General features: G+C 46.1%; 17 protein-coding genes. 8 read left to right on the top strand and 9 right to left on the bottom strand.

From position 1 onward, the window contains the following. The first annotated feature begins 44 nt into the window (after positions 1-44). A complete protein-coding gene (gene suhB, locus L2744_RS16430) occupies positions 45-848 on the top strand; it encodes an inositol-1-monophosphatase (protein ID WP_248992942.1) in 804 nt (267 codons plus the stop codon). Positions 849-937: 89 nt separating this feature from the next. Here the strand turns inward: suhB and lolE are convergent, their stop codons facing one another. The 3 genes from lolE to L2744_RS16415 all read right to left on the bottom strand — a co-directional run bounded on the left by lolE (position 938) and on the right by L2744_RS16415 (position 4,194). Then, the gene (lolE, locus tag L2744_RS16425; RefSeq protein ID WP_248992941.1) at positions 938-2,188 is read right to left on the bottom strand and encodes a lipoprotein-releasing ABC transporter permease subunit LolE; all 1,251 of its coding nucleotides are present in this window, start codon (positions 2,186-2,188) and stop codon (positions 938-940) included. Further along, entirely contained in the window at positions 2,185-2,880 is a 696-nt protein-coding gene (lolD, locus tag L2744_RS16420; protein WP_248992940.1) for a lipoprotein-releasing ABC transporter ATP-binding protein LolD, read from the bottom strand. The genes lolE and lolD overlap by 4 nt, the downstream gene beginning before the upstream one ends. A gap of 81 nt (positions 2,881-2,961) precedes the next feature. Beyond that, on the bottom strand, positions 2,962-4,194 hold the full coding sequence (locus tag L2744_RS16415) for a lipoprotein-releasing ABC transporter permease subunit (protein WP_248992939.1): 1,233 nt from the start codon (positions 4,192-4,194) through the stop codon (positions 2,962-2,964). A gap of 94 nt (positions 4,195-4,288) precedes the next feature. Here L2744_RS16415 and L2744_RS16410 point away from each other — a divergent pair, with 94 nt between their 5' ends. The 3 genes from L2744_RS16410 to L2744_RS16400 all read left to right on the top strand — a co-directional run bounded on the left by L2744_RS16410 (position 4,289) and on the right by L2744_RS16400 (position 9,477). Further along, on the top strand, positions 4,289-4,894 hold the full coding sequence (locus L2744_RS16410; RefSeq protein WP_248992938.1) for a hypothetical protein: 606 nt from the start codon (positions 4,289-4,291) through the stop codon (positions 4,892-4,894). A gap of 87 nt (positions 4,895-4,981) precedes the next feature. Further along, positions 4,982-8,470, top strand: coding sequence for a transcription-repair coupling factor (gene mfd / locus L2744_RS16405; protein ID WP_248992937.1), 3,489 nt, complete (start codon positions 4,982-4,984; stop codon positions 8,468-8,470). Continuing rightward, complete coding sequence (locus L2744_RS16400) at positions 8,470-9,477, top strand: peptidoglycan binding protein CsiV (protein ID WP_248992936.1); 1,008 nt, start codon at positions 8,470-8,472, stop codon at positions 9,475-9,477. Before mfd ends, L2744_RS16400 begins: the two co-directional genes overlap by 1 nt. Positions 9,478-9,751: 274 nt before the next feature. On the opposite strand, the gene L2744_RS16395 is transcribed toward L2744_RS16400, so the two are convergent. The 3 genes from L2744_RS16395 to nagZ form a co-directional block, all read right to left on the bottom strand. Then, a complete protein-coding gene (locus L2744_RS16395) occupies positions 9,752-10,027 on the bottom strand; it encodes an acylphosphatase (RefSeq protein WP_248992935.1) in 276 nt (91 codons plus the stop codon). Between the two features lie 415 nt (positions 10,028-10,442). Further along, positions 10,443-10,982, bottom strand: a complete 540-nt coding sequence (gene ycfP / locus L2744_RS16390; protein ID WP_248992934.1) for an alpha/beta hydrolase YcfP — start codon at positions 10,980-10,982, stop codon at positions 10,443-10,445. A gap of 76 nt (positions 10,983-11,058) precedes the next feature. Next, entirely contained in the window at positions 11,059-12,087 is a 1,029-nt protein-coding gene (gene nagZ, locus L2744_RS16385) for a beta-N-acetylhexosaminidase (RefSeq protein ID WP_248992933.1), read from the bottom strand. 389 nt (positions 12,088-12,476) lie between these two features. On the opposite strand from nagZ, the gene L2744_RS16380 reads away from it, so the two are divergent. Beyond that, entirely contained in the window at positions 12,477-13,853 is a 1,377-nt protein-coding gene (locus L2744_RS16380) for an L-serine ammonia-lyase (RefSeq protein ID WP_248992932.1), read from the top strand. Between the two features lie 136 nt (positions 13,854-13,989). Here L2744_RS16380 and L2744_RS16375 read toward each other — a convergent pair whose 3' ends face one another. From L2744_RS16375 to L2744_RS16365, 3 genes are all read right to left on the bottom strand, one after another. Then, on the bottom strand, positions 13,990-14,715 hold the full coding sequence (locus L2744_RS16375) for a hypothetical protein (protein ID WP_248992931.1): 726 nt from the start codon (positions 14,713-14,715) through the stop codon (positions 13,990-13,992). A gap of 202 nt (positions 14,716-14,917) precedes the next feature. Continuing rightward, positions 14,918-15,760: an S-formylglutathione hydrolase gene (gene fghA, locus L2744_RS16370; RefSeq protein ID WP_248992930.1), complete on the bottom strand. Its 843-nt coding sequence runs from the start codon at positions 15,758-15,760 to the stop codon at positions 14,918-14,920. 47 nt (positions 15,761-15,807) lie between these two features. Further along, positions 15,808-16,947, bottom strand: coding sequence for an S-(hydroxymethyl)glutathione dehydrogenase/class III alcohol dehydrogenase (locus L2744_RS16365; protein WP_173496847.1), 1,140 nt, complete (start codon positions 16,945-16,947; stop codon positions 15,808-15,810). Between the two features lie 176 nt (positions 16,948-17,123). Here L2744_RS16365 and L2744_RS16360 point away from each other — a divergent pair, with 176 nt between their 5' ends. From L2744_RS16360 to L2744_RS16350, 3 genes are all read left to right on the top strand, one after another. Beyond that, positions 17,124-18,002, top strand: a complete 879-nt coding sequence (locus L2744_RS16360; RefSeq protein ID WP_248992929.1) for a LysR family transcriptional regulator — start codon at positions 17,124-17,126, stop codon at positions 18,000-18,002. A gap of 238 nt (positions 18,003-18,240) precedes the next feature. Next, complete coding sequence (locus L2744_RS16355; RefSeq protein WP_248992928.1) at positions 18,241-18,855, top strand: DUF938 domain-containing protein; 615 nt, start codon at positions 18,241-18,243, stop codon at positions 18,853-18,855. 69 nt (positions 18,856-18,924) lie between these two features. Continuing rightward, positions 18,925-19,131, top strand: a 207-nt coding sequence (locus L2744_RS16350) for a transposase (protein WP_248992927.1), incomplete at its 3' end; no start/stop codon positions are given.

The raw sequence follows: 19,131 nt of genomic DNA, 5'->3' as shown, positions 1-19,131 counted from the left end.
TGCCGCCCGCTATTTTAACGTTCTTTAACATCCAGGGGATTGCAATGCATCCGATGCTGACGATTGCTGTACGCGCTGCCCGCGCGGCCGGCCAAACTATTATGCGCGCCTATACTGAACTTGACCGTGTTGAAGTCAGTGCTAAAGGTATCAATGATTTTGTTACCAGTGTAGACAAGGAAGCAGAAGCGGCTATTACGTATCAAATTCGTAAATCTTACCCAGACCACACTATTGTGGGTGAAGAGAACGGCGAAAACCGTGGTGATAACAAAGACTATGTTTGGATAGTCGATCCTCTGGATGGTACTAATAACTTTATTAGAGGCATTCCCCACTTCGCGGTTTCTATCGCACTGCAACACAAAGGTAAAACTGAAGTTGCCGTCGTTTATGATCCTGTTCGCGAAGAACTCTTTACCGCTATCCGTGGTAAAGGCGCCAAACTCAATGATTTCCGTATCCGCGTCACTAACGTGAATGAATTAGCGCCAACCATGATTGGTACTGGTTTTCCATTCAAGTCTCGTCAACACACCGAAACCTATATGGCAATTTTCGGCGAAGTTTTCGGCCAATGTGCTGACTTACGTCGCGCAGGTTCTGCCGCATTAGATTTAGCCTATGTTGGTGCAGGTCGTTTAGATGGTTTCTTCGAAATTGGTTTAAAGCCTTGGGATATTGCTGCGGGCGACTTAATTTGCCGCGAAGCTGGCGGTACTGTGACTGATTTTACGGGTAACCATAACTATTTGGTTTCGGGTAATATCGTTGCTGGCTCACCTAAAGTGACTACAGAATTAGTGAAAATCATGCGTCCTTTATTGAACGAAGGTTTAAAGCGTTAATTTACTCGCAAAACTCATTAAAAAAAGCCAGTGATATCTTAAAGATATCACTGGCTTTTTGTTTGCTCTCAATCCAGCCAATCTGCCCACTACCTACCCGCTAATGCTTGCGCAGGTCCAATTTGACTGGCCTTCCATGCAGGATACAGCGTTGCTATCAGACTCATCACAAATGCCATAGTAATCACCAAGATGGCATCCGTGGCATGTAACTCTGATGGTAAAAAGTCAACAAAATACACATCAGCCGATAAAAGCTCAATACCCAATAGCTGCTCAATGGTACTGGCAATCCCACTTAAATTAAGTGCAACGCTAATACCGATAATTCCCCCTAAACCGCAGCCTAATAGTCCATTAAGGGCGCCCTGCACCATAAAAATGCCCATTATGCTTAAGCGACTCAGGCCCATGGTCATTAAAATCGCAATTTCAGAGGCCTTATCCCGTACCGCCATCACAAGGGTTGAGACAATATTAAAACAGGCGACACCAATCACCAACACTAATACCAAGTACATCACGGTGCGAACCAGTTGAATATCTTGATATAAATGCCCTTGGGTTCGTGTCCAATCACTAATATAAACCGATTGTTTTTGCGCATAGCCAAGTTCACGGACTTTGGCTGGCGCATCAAATAGTTGATCGACACTGATCCGCACCCCAGTCACGCCACTATGCAGATTAAGGATCTGCGCAGCATAACGCATTGGGATATAAGCCGTAGTCAGTTCAAGCTCACCACCCAAGGCATAAACGCCCGATACCACAAAACGATGACTCTTCGCTGCACGTAGACTGCCCGCATTTTCGGGGTCCATATCCTGCACGTATAACGCCAGCGTATCGCCAATCTCAAGCCCTAACTTTTTCAGTAAACTTTTGCCAAGAACAATATGATTGTCATCCTGCGCGAGACTCTGCCAGCTCTCATCAGTCATAAACTGGGCTAATGTGGACACTTTAGCCTCTTCTTCAGGCGCTATCCCAACCACGGATAATCCTTGAAAACCGCCAGGCTTTTGCACTAATCCTTGCATGCGAATAAAGGGTGCCGCACCGCGAATACCTTCAATTTGCAGGGCACCCTGTGCAACGATCTGCCAATCGACAATAGGTTCGTTAACACCAACAATATCGGCTTGAGGGATAACGCCAAGGAGTCGTTGCTCAAGCTCACGTTCAAAACCATTCATGGCCGACAACACCACGATCAGTACCGCAACGCCCAAGGCAATGCCTGCGGTGGATGCAAAGGAGATAAAGCTAATAAAACTGTTTGATTGGCGGGCACGGTAAAAACGCCAGCCGATAGATAGGGCTAACGGTCCTTTCATACTTGGGTTTCCACCGCGACTTGCAAGTAACCGTTTTTCATCATCAATTGTCTATCCATGCGAGCGGCTAATTTATGATCATGGGTCACCACCACAAAGGCAGTACCGAGTTGGTTCGCTAACTCGCGAATAAGCTCATATACGGCATCACCACTATTTGCATCAAGATTGCCCGTTGGTTCATCGGCGAGCACCAATTTAGGTTGATTGATTAACGCCCGCGCAATGGCTACTCGTTGACGTTCGCCGCCCGATAATTCGGCGGGAATATGCGTTATGCGGTGACCAAGCCCGACCCGCTCGAGCAGAAGTTTTGCATCGGCAATCGCTTGCTTACGATCTTTCCCTTGAATAAATGCGGGCATTGCCACATTTTCTAGCGCGGTAAATTCAGGCAATAAATGGTGAAATTGATAAATAAAGCCTAAATCTTGATTGCGGATCTGCGCTTGGCGAGCACTGGATACTTGATATAAATCTTCGCCTAACAGCAAGACTTTACCCGCTGTTGGCTCATCTAATGTGCCCATAATATGCAATAAGGTGCTCTTACCTGAACCAGAGCTACCGACAATCGCCAACTGCTCGCCCTTAAACACCTGCAGATCCACATTGGACAACACTTGCGTAGTCACCGCGCCATCATGGTAACTCTTACTGACACTCTGCACTTGCAGTAACACGTCTTGCATTGAGGTTCTCTCTATAAAATGCTTGGTATAGGTTCGGCCATTTAACTAAGCCAACACTCGATTATTCGTATCAACTTTCGATTATTCATACCTTAGTGCCGTGGCAGGTTGCACTCTGGCGGCACGCAACGCCGGATATAACGTCGCGAGTAACGTCACGAGTAAAGTGCCAATCACGATAACGGACAGTTGCATCAATTCAAGTTTGACGGGTAACACTTGCCCCGTCCCTAAAATAGAAATGCCAAGGGTAGACATAATGCCATTTAAATTGAGTGTCAGGAGAATGCCAGCCCCTAAACCCAGCACTAAACCTAATATGGCGTTGAGCGAACCTTGCACAACAAATATGCCCATAACAGCGGGTGTAGTTAGACCTTGGGTTTTCAGTACCGCCACATCCGTGGTTTTATCCACCACCATCATCACTAATGCAGAAACAATGTTAAAGGCTGCCACGGCAACAATCAGACTGAGCATCAGTGACATCATGTTTTTTTCCATTTTCACTGCGCCAAATAAGTGCCCGTAGGTATCGCGCCAATCGCTGGTTGTTGCCTCGATATTTTGTTTGAGTAAGATATCTTGCACCTTAGGCGCTAACGCGGGTGCGCTAAAGGGATCATCAAGATAAAGCCTAAGTTGATCGATTGCTTCGCTAGGCTGGCGCATTAATCGCTTGGCATCTTGATAGTGAATATAAGCAACACCCGCATCGACTTGAGAGCCCATTTCAAATATGCCAGAAACCAAAAACTTACGTTGGCTAGGTACTGGTCCAAAGGGCGAATACACCACCCCATCACCACTTAATAATCGAACCGTATCACCTGGATTCACTTTAAGTTGGCGCGCCAACTCGGAACCCAAAATGACCTTATATTGACCACTGATTAGTTCATCAAATGCACCTGAATAGGTGTGCTGTGCAATAACCGAAAGCTTTGCGGCAAGCTCGGGAAATACCCCAAACACTTGCACTGCGCGAATATTAGCCGCCGATTGCACCATAGCTTGGGTTGAAACACTGGGTGTGACACCTTGCACACCGGGCAAAGCCTTAAGCGCATTAGCCTGTTCAGTCCAATCGTTTAAGGGCGCACTGGCATAAACCGTGAGCTGCGGCACTGCGCCAAGGATGCGTTGTTTAAGTTGGCCTTCGAGACCATTCATCACAGAGCTGACCACAATTAAGGCCGCTACGCCTAAAAAAATGCCCGAAACCGCAAATAAAGTAATAAACGATGCAAACGCGTTTGCTTTTCTGGCCCGCCAATAACGGTAACCAACGTAGAAAGGAAATCCTAGATTCATTGAAAGAGGGCTGCGTCCTGTGTGCTGAACTTGCTAAATCATGAAGATGGGCACGATAATAGGGGTTTAGGTCCTATAAATAAAGAGGCAAGCCTTGTTCACTGACTCCAATCCGTATTTTAGTGTGCCTCACCCCTTCACCGCTTACCTAAGTGCATGGCCACAAAATCAGCCGTTGCCAAGTGAAATAGCATTAAGATCAATGCAATCCCTGGGGATACAGCTACTCAGTGAAGTCAAAGAACTCGAGGCAAATTGTCTACTGCAACTTCGTCATTTAGATAATGAAGCCAAGGCAGTTGTCGACTTTCTCAAACTACAATCCCGCAAGGTCGATTTAGTACTCCAGCATGTACTAGAAAAAGAAACCCAAGAAGGCGATAAATTCCAGGGGTGTCAATTTGGTGGTAGCAGTATTCGGCTGATAAGCGCCAGCCCACTCCCCCTTGGCACCCAGTATAAAACGACCCTATTTATCCACGATGAATTGGTTGCCATTTTGTGTTTCGCGAAGGTAGTCGCAAGTAACCCTGATACAAGGGTTCAAAACGATGGCGATCCCACTACCGAGCAATATTTTATCGATCTTGAATTTAGCCAAATTCTTGAATCCGATATTGAACAATTGGTAAAAGCCAGCCTTAACGTACAACAAAAACAACTGAAACTGCGTAAACTTACCAGAGATGGAAACCAATAATGGCTGACTTTTCACTGGCACCTGCGCCTGCAAGTCTCTACAATGTCTGCAACTCTTTGTGAATGAATCAGTTTATATTCCACGCCAATGACTCACTTTTCAGCCCTAACGCCACCAGTCGTCAAAAATGGTACTCAAATGCAAACCCTATCCGCACTCGGTGGTGTTTGCCAAGCGGTCACACTCGCCAGCTTAGTGCGCCAACATCCAGGGACAACACTGCTTGTCACCAGCGACACGCCTAGCGCCTTAAGCTTAGAGTTAGAGCTCACCTATTTACTCGGTAAATGTGATATCAAGGTTCGGCTATTCCCAGATCGTGAGACCTTACCCTATGACAGTTTCTCGCCCCATCAGGATCTGATCTCTCAACGCCTAGAAACGCTGTCACAAATATCCCAAACCGAACACAGTGTGGTTATCGTCCCCGTCACCACTTTGATGATGCGCCTGCCACCTAAAGCCTATTTGAGCGCCAACGTCTTTGTACTTAAAAAGGGCGATAGATATCAATTACACAATGTACGCCAACATTTGACCGATACTGGTTACCACTTGGTGGAGCAAGTGTATGAACATGGCGAGTTTGCCATTCGTGGTTCGATTTTGGATATTTTCCCGACGGGCGTTAATATGCCGCTGCGCATCGAACTATTCGATGATGAAGTGGAAACCATTCGCCATTTCGACCCTGAAACCCAGCGTTCGTTACATCCTGTTGAGTCCATTCGCCTATTACCGGCAAAGGAGTTTCCGACCGACAGCGCCGCCATTGAAGGATTTAGGCAAAGATACCGCCGCCGTTTTGAAGTGATAGTCAAAGAGCCTGAATCGGTTTACCAATTGGTGAGTCGTAATCAAATGCCCGCAGGGATTGAAAACTACCTGCCACTGTTTTTTGATGAAGTCGCAACCCTATTTGATTACTTACCCAAGGAGACTCAACTTGTCACCCTTGGGGATATTGAAAAATCCGCCCGAGCCCATTTGCAGGAAGTCGAAACCCGCTACCAAGACAGACGTGTCGATCCACTGCGGCCACTGCTCGCGCCTAAAGAACTGTATTTACTGATTGAAGAGCTATTTGCGGCATTTAAACCACTGCCACGCTATCAGTTTATTTCGCCCACTACCGAGTCGGTAGAGACAGGTAAAGCCACGGTTATCGATGCTAATCAACTTCCCGATATCAGTGCTAATCACAAATTAAAACAACCATTACTCGCATTACAAGATTACGCGCAAAATGCACCGCGGATGCTATTTAGCGCCGAGTCTGAAGGACGGCGCGAAGCCCTGCTTGAACTCTTAAGTAAAATCCAACTTAAGCCCGCATTATTCAGCCATTTTGATGAATTTATTCAAAGTGATGCCAAACTTGGGCTTATCGTTTCGCCACTGTCACGCGGCTGTTTACTTAAGCTCAGTCCAAAAGATGCCGTGAGCATTATTTGTGAGACAGAACTTTTTGGTCACCGTATCTCCCAGCAGCGGCGCCGGGAAAAACAGCGCCAGATCAGCAATGATGCACTGATTAAAAACTTAGCCGAACTGAAAGTCGGCCAACCCATAGTGCACCTCGAACACGGTGTAGCGCTATACCAAGGCTTAGTGACCCTAGATACGGGCGGTTTAGTTGCCGAATACCTGCAATTAGAATACGCCGGTGGCGATAAACTCTATGTACCCGTATCGAACTTACACCTGATCAGCCGTTACAGTGTTGGCGCCGATGAAGACGCCCACCTCAATAAGCTCGGCAACGAGACGTGGGCCAAAGCCAAGAACAAAGCTATAGAGAAAATTCGCGATGTGGCGGCTGAACTGCTCGATGTTTACGCCCGTCGCCAGGCGCGTCCCGGCGAAAGTTGCGCGGTTGACGAAGAAGAATATGCCCAATTTGCCCAAGGTTTCCCCTTTGAAGAAACCGTCGATCAAGAAAGTGCTATCCATGCCGTTTTAGCGGACATGCGCTCTCCAACGGCCATGGACAGACTCGTGTGTGGTGATGTGGGCTTTGGTAAAACGGAAGTCGCGATGCGCGCAGCCTTTGTGGCCGTCAACGCAGGTAAACAAGTGGTCGTACTGGTGCCCACCACACTACTTGCCCAACAACACTATGAAAACTTTAAGGATAGATTCGCTGATTGGCCCGTTGTCACAGAGGTTATGTCGCGATTTAGAACGGCAAAAGAACAAACCCAAGTGCTCAAGCAGCTGGAAGAAGGTAAAGTCGATATCGTTATCGGCACCCATAAGTTACTGCAATCTGAAGCTAAATTTGAAAATCTCGGCTTACTGATCATTGATGAAGAACACAGATTCGGTGTACGCCAAAAAGAAAAAATTAAGGCGCTGCGGGCCAATGTGGATATTTTAACCCTAACAGCAACCCCCATTCCGCGAACCTTAAATATGGCCATGTCGGGCATGCGTGATTTATCCATTATCGCCACCCCACCCGCTAAACGCTTAGCAGTAAAAACCTTTGTACGCGAATCCGATCCCGCGACAGTGCGCGAAGCCATTCTGCGGGAAATTCTGCGTGGTGGCCAAGTCTATTATCTGCACAACAATGTCGAAAGCATTGAAAAATGTGCCCAAGGGATTATCGACTTAGTGCCTGAGGCTCGCGTTGTCGTCGCCCATGGTCAAATGCGTGAACGGGATCTTGAGCGTGTAATGTCAGACTTTTATCATCAAAGATTCAACGTGTTAGTCTGTACCACTATTATCGAAACCGGTATTGACGTACCAAGTGCAAACACCATTATTATTGAACGCGCCGATACCTTTGGTCTGGCACAATTACACCAATTGCGTGGTCGTGTGGGCCGCTCGCACCATCAAGCCTACGCTTATTTGATGACGCCGCACCCCAAACGCATGACGAGTGATGCCCGTAAACGCCTCGAAGCCATTGATGCACTAGAGGATCTTGGCGCAGGTTTTATGCTCGCAACCCAAGATTTAGAGATCCGCGGTGCGGGTGAACTACTCGGGGATGAGCAAAGCGGCCATATTTCCAAAATTGGTTTTAGCCTTTACATGGAGATGCTCGAGTCGGCGGTAAAAGCGCTTAAACAAGGCAAAGAGCCATCGCTTGCGCAAATGCTCAATCAACAATGTGAAATCGAACTGAGGATCCCAGCGCTATTGCCTGAGGCCTATGTGAGTGATGTGAATATCCGCCTATCCTTATATAAACGCATTGCAGGCTGCGAAACCCAAGAGGCACTCGATGAGTTAAAAGTCGAATTAATTGATCGCTTTGGCTTACTGCCAGAGCCGACCAAAAACCTAATGGAAATGACGCTCTATAAACATCAGGCAACTCGCCTAGGTGCAACTAAAATTGAAGTGCACACCAAGGGCGGCAGTATTGAATTTAGTCATGATCATGTGATCGACCCAGGTTTTATTATTGGATTACTCCAAAGCCAGCCACAAATCTATCGAATGGAAGGACCGAATAAGTTAAAGTTCAGCCTAAGTGCCGAAACGGCCAAAGATAGACTCGATTTAGTAAAATTATTGCTTGAACAACTATCGCAACATCGTATTGGAGATAAATAGTGTTACGTCAACTCGCGGTCTCTATCGCTACACTCATTGCACTATCACATAGCCAATTAGCCCGAGCCGAGGCTTGGTTTGAAGTGGAAGTTTATATCTTTGAACGCAAAAGCCAATCAACCGAGCAATGGCCAGCGACTCCCATCGCCACTAACACTAATAGAGTCATAGACTTAATCTCACCCGTTGTCGGCCAAGCGATCACGCCAATGGGCGCAGAGTCGGCACCTTGTACTTTAGTATTTGATGCAGAGGCCAATAGTCACTGCGCTGAAAACCTCAACACAGATGGCACATCAGGCATAGAACCCGTAGCCAATGTATCGGATAGAGTGGAATATCGTTATCCCTCCGTTGTGCCAGCGCAAATTGGTAGCAATGATACGAGTTACGCCTCCCTAAAAGGCGAACCTATATTACTGGCAACGAGCCAAGGTCAGTTTTCAAGTATTATTAATAGTTTATCAAGGGAACGTGGTAATCGCAGCCTATTGCATATGACATGGCAGCAACCGATGCGCACTAAGAATGGCTCAGTGCCTATCCGTTTATTTGCGGGTAAAGATTTTTCGGGAACCTATCATTTCGATGGCCGTAAAATTGTGCAACAGGCACTCAATGAGTCCATATCCAATACCAATGGCAGCACAGTGTCAGCACCGACAATTTCCCCAGTATGGGAACTTGATGGCACATTAAATATCTATCTGAACCATTATTTATATATCGAAACTGCATTAAATTTACGTAAGGAAGGCAGAAAAATGTTACCTGCGCCTACGGACGATGCGAATGTCAGTACGTCTGCTTCACTTACAGCCCCTAAGGTGATGACACCTTATTTGATGGCAATTCCACTTGAACAAAATCGCCGAGTGAAAAGTGAGGAAATCCATTATTTAGATCACCCAGAAATGGGTATGGTGATCCAAATCCGTAAAATGGCTCAGCCAAGCGCGCAGCAAGGACAAGATGCCAGTTCATTACAAACCGTTGGGCAATACTAATCTTAGCGTTGAGGGATAACCTAAAATTATGCAGCGACTTCTCACAGTAAGTCGATCTCAATAAGAAATCGTTGCGCCATGGACGGCGCAAGATCAATAGATGGCGTTATGCGTGTCGGCGTTTGATATCGGTCTATTTTAATATTGGCTTAGTTTAAATAGGCTTAGATGATCAACGCTTAAGAACGGTTATTTTGATAGTAGAAGTCGAAAAGGTTTAAACGCCTCCCCTTCGACTAATATATCTTATTGGCGGTGATTCAATTAAACAGGGCTAAGATTGGACGATGGAAAAGTCGAGGTAAATATCATCGGCTTCGTCTTCTCCAACCACCACATTTAATCCCTCAGTGCAGGGAACTCCGACAGCACACCAAGCAATTAAATTATCTACCGCATTATCGCTTCCCTGGGCAAGGATTTCTACGCTGCCGTCAGAGCAGTTTGTGACATAACCCGTTACCCCTAATGCTCTGGCCTTAGTTAAAGTAGCATGTCGACAACCGACTCCCTGCACTTTTCCCGACAGTGTTATCACTACACGCTTCATTAATCGCTCCAGTTTCGACGGGATAATGATTAAGCATAGCTGTAATTTTCGACAACTTATAGCTAAGTCTTGGATTTATTGAATGAAATAAACTTGGAAGGAAAATAAAAAAACAGCTAACGAGACTGCTGTTAGCTGTATCGGGCGACATACGCAAAGGGTTGTCCATAAATGGACAAGTTAAGCATTCAAGTTTGTATCATTTTGTTACAAACAAGTACGGGTCGCTACTTTACACAAAATATATTTATTTTCAAGACAGCAGAATATAAAACCATAATTATCCTATGAAATTAATGCTTTTTGCTGATTAAGTTTCATTATTAAGAATGATATACCGTTTGAGTTAAATATTAGCGAAAAATAATACGCCGAGTATTGCACTCAGCGTATTAAAACAGTTAAGGCAGGATAGCTAGGAAAATTTAAAGGCTTTAATTCTAGGTAGATAGGTAGCCAACTGGGGAAACTTATGGGGCTGAACATTATCCCATTCGATGGAATAATATTCACTTAACTCATGGGCGTTTGCCTTACAATCCAAAACTTCATCGTTCACCGAAAAAATACACATCGCCCTGTGAGTGTTCTTTAATCTAAATTCAGAAACACACTTGCTCGCAATATCGGCATATTCTTCTGGGCGATCAATTTTGCCCTGCATATTGTTTTCAGGATGTAAGTTCGGATTAATCAGCACCGACTTTAAGCCATTTAAAAAACCAATTCGTTCCGCCCAATAAGCACCGAGTCCAACACCCACCATCAAAGGCGCGGGGTCGTCGGTATGCTGCATTTGTTTAGCAACCTCTTTGAGCAAATGCTGCATATCGTGCTTGGGATGCAAAGTACTGTAACTTAACAAACGCACATCAGGGTCAATAAATTGCAACTGACGCATTTTTTCATGATTACCTGGGCTAGTCGCATCAAATCCATGCAGATAAAAAATCATATCAAGACCTTTGAACCATTTTTAACAGTGAATTAACTAACCCTAGCAAAAGAGTGATCTCACACCTTGCGCTACATCAAACTTTTACCTTTTGTGCTAAACAAATTTGCTCTGCTAGCTGTTTGGCATTTTCCCAACGAGCCAGATTTTCTAGTGCTTGCAAAATTTGGTTTACATTGGGTTTCAATAAACTAGCAGGGTGTTGCGGGGCATTTTCGGGCCAACTAAAGCCATCCAGCAGCGACATCACGCCCGGATTATCATTGCAGACTAAAATCATATCGCAACCCGCATCGAGGGCCGCTTGAGCTCGGGCACGGTAATCACCCGCAAAGGCAGCGCCCTTCATCCCTAAATCATCGGAGAAAATCACCCCGTTAAAGCCAAGCTCCTGACGCAATACTTGCTTAAGCCAATAGTGTGAGAATCCCGCTGGATTAGGATCTACCTTAGGGTAAATCACATGAGCTGGCATAATGCCCGACAACTGTCCCCTAGCAATCAATTGCTTAAAGGGCAAAATATCCTTAGCAAATATTGCCTCTGCTTCACGCTCATCAATAGGTTGGGCAATATGGGAATCGGCCGCCACACTGCCATGGCCGGGAAAATGTTTACCTACTGCGCCCATTCCCGCCTGAACCATCCCGTCAATAAAACTATCTGCCAGTGCGATAACCTCGCTAGGATCAGCACTAAAGCTACGTTTACCAATCACTTCACTAATACCATTAAGATCGAGCACAGGCGCAAAGCTTAAATCGATATCACAGGCCAGCAGTTCTATTGCCATTAAAAAACCCAATTCACTGGCCCAACGCTTGGCTAGAGTCATATCTCCTTTCGCTGCAGGTAAAATATCCCCCATTGCAGGAATAAGGGTAAATCCATCTCGAAAACGCTGTACCCTGCCACCTTCATGGTCTACCGCGATCAGAATTTCTGGGCGGATCTGGCGGATCTGTTGTACCAATAAAATTAACTGCTCACGGCTGGAAAAATTGCGGGAAAATAGAATTAAGCCACCCACCTGTGGATGGCGTAACATTTCAGCTTCTGCCTCACTGACATCTACAGATAGCAAATCCAACATCAAATAACTCATACTTATCCCTAAAAATATTCATTAATACTCAAAAAATCACCACAGTGTAGAGTGGTTACATGGTTCACATAAAACCCCAAAAAAGCGAACCATTCACCGTACGAGCACCTTAAAAAACCATAATTCTGCCCATAAAATGGCCTAACACGCGTTGACGATTAAGCTCAGCTTATCCGAAGTATTTTAAATCAAAAAAACTAATGTGAATTGTCACGCTAATCTATGTGATACTGATGGCAAGAGTATTACACAAGCAGATTTCGCATGGAAGATGCGAGCAGTTTGCCAGAACCTGCGCAAGAAAGACTAGCGTGCTTCAGGCTTTATACTGCGAGCAATCCAGTGCATTCAGACTAGAATAAAAATCGAGACACAACAGGACTTCAATCATGATTAGCGTATTTGACATGTTCAAGATCGGCATTGGCCCTTCGAGTTCACATACTGTCGGCCCCATGAAAGCGGGCAAAATTTTCATGCAAAACCTTGCTGATTCTGGACTCATAACCCAAATCGATGAGCTAAGAGCCGAACTCTTTGGCTCCCTCGGGCAAACAGGTAAAGGCCATGGCACAGGCAAAGCCGTGATCTTAGGATTAATGGGTGAAGATCCCGAAACCGTAGACACCGACAGCATTGATGGCATTCTCGAACATGTGTCCAAAAGCGAAACGCTGACCCTCAGCACAGGTAAAATCATTAAATTTACCCGTGAAAATGGCATCATTTACCACAGACGCAAAACGCTTCCAGCCCACGCCAATGCCATGACCCTATACGCCTATAGCGAAGATAAATGCATATATGAACGTACTTACTACTCGGTGGGTGGCGGCTTTATCCTAGATGAAGATGAAATCAGCCAGCGTAACGCTTCACCTGCGTCACAAATTGAATCCGCCCCCTTCGATTTTGGCAGCGCGGCTCAGTTACTGGAATTGTGCGGCGAACAAGGTTTTAGTATTTCTTCTTTAATGATGGCGAACGAGCTGAGTTTAACCACTGAAGATGAAGTCAAAGCCAAGCTGTGGAACATTTGGCAAACCATGAAAACCTGCATCGAGCGCGGTTATCAGAAGGAAGGTATTTTACCCGGCGGTTTAAAGCTACGTCGCCGTGCCCCTGCCCTATATCGTCGCTTAAAAGCCGAAGGTCGTAACAATGTCGATCCATTAACGGCTATGGATTGGGTCGATTTATTCGCCCTGTCAGTAAACGAGCAAAATGCGGCCGGTGATCGTGTTGTTACCGCGCCGACTAACGGAGCTGCGGGGATTATTCCTGCCGTATTATGTTATTACGATACCTTCGTACAAGAAGTGGATATCGATGTGTGCGCCCGTTACCTGTTAACTGCCGCCGCGATTGGTATTTTATATAAGAAAAACGCCTCAATTTCGGGTGCCGAAGTCGGTTGCCAAGGTGAAGTGGGCGTAGCCTGTTCTATGGCCGCTGGCGCTCTGACAGAAATCATGGGCGGCACGGTTGAGCACGTTGAAAACGCAGCCGAAATCGGCATGGAACATAACTTAGGGCTAACCTGCGATCCAGTAGGCGGCCTAGTGCAAGTGCCTTGTATCGAACGTAATGCCATGGGCGCGATCAAAGCAATCAACGCCTCTCGTATGGCCCTGCGTGGCGACGGCAACCATAAGGTTTCACTGGATAAAGTGATCAAAACCATGATGGACACCGGCAGAGATATGCGCAGTAAATACAAAGAAACCGCTAAAGGCGGCTTAGCTGTCAACATTGTTGAGTGTTAATTTACTCCTGCTAATAGTTTCAAACGCTTAATAAAAAATGCCGCACTCCAATGAGATGCGGCATTTTTATTGGCCTTATTTTCACCCACAATAAGTTTCACCCGCAATAAAATGATCCCTTAATACTCAGGTTCAACTAAGATTTTTTCTGGGCATACTGAGAAACAATACCCGCCCATGTTTTTTCAATCTCAGGAATTAATTGGGTAAAAGCAGCTTTTTCCGTAATAACCCGCAAATCATCTACCGCATCCGACGTCCCCCATACGTTGGTATTCCCCGTTTCTTTAGCGGTTGATTCGGCCAATCCATACAGATATTCGGTACGTACATCAAAAAATGCAGCTGAAACTGTGGTCGTTACACTGATCTCTTTATTCTTTAAAAAACCTAATGAAATCACATTAAGCGGAGCAAATTGTTGTTCACCCGCATGGAAGGATGTATCGAAGGTATAGATAAGCAAAATATCCGCTTTCAACCTCGCAGCAGCTTCCCGTAAGGATTTAATCGAGTCTAAATTTTCGGGTAAAAGGATCCGGTTTAACGGTGCAATTCCTGCCACTTTAGGCATTTTTGCTAGTTGAGCAAAGTCAGCTTCCGTCTCCACTTCGCGGGTAGTCACCACACTATAACGCCCCGTACCGAAACTGCTTAGTCGATAGGATAAATAACCGGGAGCTTGAATACGCGCCACTGAAATATTGGCCGGAAACGCCGCAGCAGGCTCCTTCGACATAAGCACATTGATATCCGATTCGGCCAATGAGCTCAACTGCACACTGCCACCCGGCGTGGTGTAAGATGCACAGCCGCCCAATATCAACAGTGCCGCTAAAACGCCCAGTTTCACACTCTTCATTACAACTCCTTAATCTGTATTTAGCTATCCTGAGTATTGAATAGTAACTTACTGTTGATAAAAGTTTTTTTCAACCTAATTCAAGATCAATCATGATATGTCACAAAACAGTTCAACTACCCGGAATACCAAATTGACTAAATAAAAAACGCAGTGATAAACCAATATCACTGCGCCTTTAATATCAATATTTTAAATAACTTTAGGGCTTAAAATACAGACTATGGAACTTAAGGTGTTCTTCAATAAAACTCGCGATAAAGTAGTAGCTATGATCGTAACCCGGCTGCATGCGCACATCTAAGGGATAGCCCTTAGCCTGAGCGATATCCACCAGCGACTGCGGCATTAACTGGGTGTCTAAAAAGCTGTCGGCTTCACCTTGATCAATCAACACTGGCACCTCAGCAATCGCGAGCTTGAGCAATTCGCAGGCATCATACTGGCGCCAATGCTCACGGTTTTCGCCTAAATACTCACTAAAGGCTTTAATGCCCCAAGGTGCATTGCTCGGGTTTGCTATCGGACTAAAGGCCGAAATCGAGCTGTATCTGTGGGGATGGCTCAGCCCAATGACCAAAGCGCCATGCCCTCCCATAGAATGGCCGGATATCGCGCGCTGGGTAGTGACGGGAAAATGCGCTTCAATCAAAGCGGGTAATTCATGGACGATATAATCGTACATTTTGTAATGACGATTCCACGGTGCCTTGGTTGCATTGAGGTAAAACCCCGCACCTAAACCTAAATCGTAGGCTTTATCCGCTGCATCGGGCACATCATCGCCGCGAGGACTGGTATCAGGGGCAACAATCGCCATCCCAAGTGCCGCCGCCATACGCTGTGCGCCCGCCTTTTGCATAAAGTTTTCATCGGTGCAGGTTAACCCCGATAGCCAATACAGCACAGGAACAGGTTTATTCACCGCCTCAGGCGGCAGATAAATTGCAAAGCGCATTTCACAGCTTAACGCCTGAGATTGATGGCGATATTGCTTATGCCAACCGCCAAAACTCTTGTTACAACTGATATTTTCTATGGTCATACAAGTCCTTTTAAGCTCAACGTCATCAGTTTAAAGTGCGAAACCGCTTATTTATCAAAATGGATCACGCTGCGGATACTCTTACCTTCGTGCATTAGCTCGAACGCTTCATTGATTTGCTCCAGTCCCATAGTATGGGTGATAAAGTCATCGAGCTTAAATTCACCCGCTAAATAACGCTCAACAATCTGTGGTAACTCTGAGCGCCCTTTCACGCCGCCAAAGGCAGAACCGCGCCACACTCGGCCAGTCACCAGTTGGAATGGACGGGTTGAAATCTCTTGTCCAGCACCAGCAACACCGATAATAACCGACTCGCCCCAGCCCTTATGACAACACTCTAAGGCGCTGCGCATCACGTTGACATTGCCGATGCACTCAAAGGAGTAATCCACGCCGCCATCGGTCATTTCAACGATCACCTCTTGGATGGGCTTATCCAGCAATTTGGGGTTGATGCAGTCGGTCGCGCCGAGTTTTTTGGCTAACTCGAACTTAGACTCATTGATATCGATGGCAATAATGCGGCTGGCTTTCGCCATAGTCGCACCAATGATCGCCGATAAACCAATACCGCCGAGGCCGAAAATCGCCACGGTTGCGCCTTCCTCCACTTTGGCCGTGTTCATCACAGCCCCCATACCTGTGGTCACACCACAACCTAGTAAACAAATTTCTTCTAACGGCGCGCTTTTATTGACTTTAGCCAATGATATTTCAGGTAAAACGGTATATTCAGAGAACGTCGAGCAGCCCATATAATGGAAAATAGGCTTACCATCAAGGTAAAAACGCGTTGTGCCATCGGGCATTAAGCCCTTACCTTGAGTCGCACGAATTTTTTGGCACAGGTTAGTCTTGCCCGATAGGCAGAACTTACATTCGCCGCACTCTGGGGTATAAAGCGGGATCACATGATCGCCCACTTGCACGCTCGTCACTCCCTCACCCACTTGCTCAACGATACCGCCGCCTTCATGGCCAAGAATCGCCGGGAATACCCCTTCTGGATCGTCACCGCTCAGGGTAAACGCATCCGTGTGACACACGCCTGTAGCCACAATGCGCACTAGGACTTCACCCGCTTTAGGTAACATCACATCCACTTCTTCAATCTTAAGCGGTTGTCCTGGGCCCCATGCAACGGCGGCCTTTGATTTAATAAACTGCGGTTTTTCGTTCGACATTGTTAGCGTCCCTTCGTAGGTAATATGAATAAGTCATTGCTATGTAATGGATTCGACTCAGGCCAAGCATACTCTTGCGCCCATTGCACTGATTTTACTGCATAGTAAGATTGTATTTGTTTCTCAGCAAGAGACAATCTAGTATTCAAGCAATTCATTTTTACTGAGCAACAACAATGTATCTCTGGGATGGCATTTCTGAGTTTGTCGCGGTGGCCGAGGCCGAAAGTTTCACCCTAGCGGCGCAGCGGCTGAATATCTCCACCGCCCACGTTAGCCGCCAAGTGAGCGCCCTAGAGAATCGCCTCGGCACTAAACTGTTTTACCGCACCACCCGCAAAGTATCGTTAACCGAAGAAGGCACTATTTACTATCGCCATTGCCGCCAATTACAAACTGGGCTCGAAGAAGCCGAACGCGCCATTTCAAACCTAAAGGACTCACCCCAAGGCTTAGTCAAGCTCACGGCGCCCGTGGCCTATGGCGAGAAATTTATCATGCCGTTACTCAATGATTTTATGGTGCAATATCCAAGCGTTGAGTTTAGCGTCGACCTAACCAATCGCACCTTAGACTTGATTGAAGGCGGATATGATCTAGCTATTCGCCTCGGAAAACTCGCCGATTCGAGCTTAATGGCAAAACCGCTTAGCAGTCGCACTCACTATGTTGCCGCCTCACCCAGTTATGTGGAAAAGTACGGTCAGCCCCATACCTTATCTGAGCTTAGCCAGCACAATTGTTTGATCGGTAATCATAATTACTGGCGCTTTGTGGAGAATGGCCGCGAGCGCAATATCAAAGTGCGCGGCAATCTCAGTTGCAACAGCGGCTACGCCTTAAGGGATGCGGCACTAAAGGGCATAGGGATAGTACAACTGCCTGATTATTATATTGAAGAAGACATTCAAGCCGGACATTTACTCTCCTTCCTTGATGGTCACCGCGAAGCCAAAGAAGGCATTTGGGCGCTCTATCCACAAAACCGTCATCTGTCGGCCAAGATCCGTGTATTAGTCGATTATCTTGCCGAAAAACTCGTAGAACAGGGTTAAGCGGTATAAAAGTCTAAAACAGTAAAAACCCAAACTCGCGATGCTTTTTCGGTAAGTTCAAAAAGCCACCAAGACGGGATATCAACACTTACGCTTTACCGTTGCTTAGGTTAGGCTAATGACCAAACAAGGTGACTTTAAGCTGTTTAATTGACAACATAAAGTGCTAATAGCTAAACCTACAGATAAAATACGCTTAAAAATCAACCAAAAACAAACTCAGAATAAAGAGCCTACTATGCCATCACTGCCCTTTTCCCAAGCCTGTGAGAATAATAAAGCCCCGATTTTAGCGGTATTAGTACAAGCGTTTTCGCAAACCAAACATGTGCTCGAAATCGGCAGTGGCACGGCGCAACATGCGGTGCATTTTGCCGCAAATCTACCTCATCTTATTTGGCAAACCAGCGATCAAGCAGAGTATCTTGAAGGAATTAAAGCAAGATGTGAGCAGGAAGGATTGTTCTCAAATATAAACCTCCGCTTACCACTCACTCTTGATGTAACTACGCCATGGCCCGTAGATAAGCTAACGCCTTATATTGATGCAGTCTTTACCGCCAATACTCTGCATATTATGAGTAAAAACATGGTGGAAGCGTTTTTTATCGGTCTTGGTCAATATCTGCCCAAACTCAAAACCCTGTGTATTTACGGGCCATTTAACTATCGAGGCCAATTCACCAGCGATAGCAATCGGGATTTTAATGATTTTTTACAGCGACGAGATCCCGCCAGTGGGATCCGAGATATTGAATGGATTTGTGAACTTGCCTACAGGCAAGGTTTGTCACTCGAACAAGATACCGCCATGCCAGCCAATAATCGGCTATTGCATTTTGTGAAAGTGTAGTGGCATAGTGAATTTGGCCACCTAATAAGAAATGTTATGATCTCACTCATAACCCATTTAGGTGACAACATGAATAAAAGTAAACGTGCACGATATAGCGCCGCCATTAAGCTTGAAACCGCTCAATTAGTCGTTGATCAAGGTTACACACAAGAAGCGGCGGCGAAAGCCATGAACGTGGGTAAATCGACGGTTAGTAAGTGGGTAACACAGCTTCAGGTTGAGCGCCAAGGGCTTGCTCCGAAAGCCTCACCCATGACACCTGAGCAGATTGAA

The organism is Shewanella profunda (genome assembly GCF_023283765.1).
Taxonomy (GTDB): Bacteria; Pseudomonadota; Gammaproteobacteria; order Enterobacterales; family Shewanellaceae; genus Shewanella; species Shewanella profunda.
The sequence above is the reverse complement of the archived record's forward strand: the minus strand, read 5'-3'. Positions and strand labels throughout refer to the sequence as shown.